We start from the raw sequence: 573 nt of genomic DNA, 5'->3' as shown, positions 1-573 counted from the left end.
TTTAGAGATTGGGGAAGAGACTGTTATTGCGAACCAGGGTTCAGTAATACATGTGGTATGAGATTCAAACAACAACATGGAACATTACCTTTTGGATATGATCACAAATATGTATATTCACATATAGGATATAATTTAAAATTAACAGATATGCAAGCTGCGGTAGGAGTTGCACAATTAAAAAAATTACCAGAGTTCATAGAAAAAAGAAAACGAAATTTCAAATTATTAAAAGAAGGACTTAAAAAATATGAAGAATATCTTATATTACCAGAACCAACACCAAAAAGCGATCCATCATGGTTTGGGTTTCCAATAACTGTAAAAGATAATGACAAATTTTCACGATGGGATATAGTAACTTATTTAGAAGAAAATAAAATAATGACAAGAATGTTGTTTGGTGGAAATTTAACAAGGCAACCAGCATATGAGGATGTGAAATATAAAATTCATAATGAGTTAAAAAATACTGATATTATAATGAATAATACATTTTTTATAGGTGTATATCCTGGTATTACAAATGAAATGATTAATTATATAATAAATACATTTGAAAAGTTTTTTGAG

At 27.6% G+C, this 573-nt stretch carries 1 protein-coding gene; it reads left to right on the top strand.

What is annotated here, in order from left to right; translation table 11 throughout:
* On the top strand, window positions 1–573 hold a 573-nt coding region (locus XO12_RS11175; protein ID WP_175420361.1), incomplete at both ends, for a DegT/DnrJ/EryC1/StrS family aminotransferase.

It is taken from the genome of Marinitoga sp. 1154 (assembly GCF_013363285.1).
In the GTDB taxonomy this organism is placed as follows: Bacteria; Thermotogota; Thermotogae; order Petrotogales; family Petrotogaceae; genus Marinitoga.
Note: the sequence above shows the minus strand (reverse complement) of the source record. Positions and strands in the feature narration are given on the sequence as shown.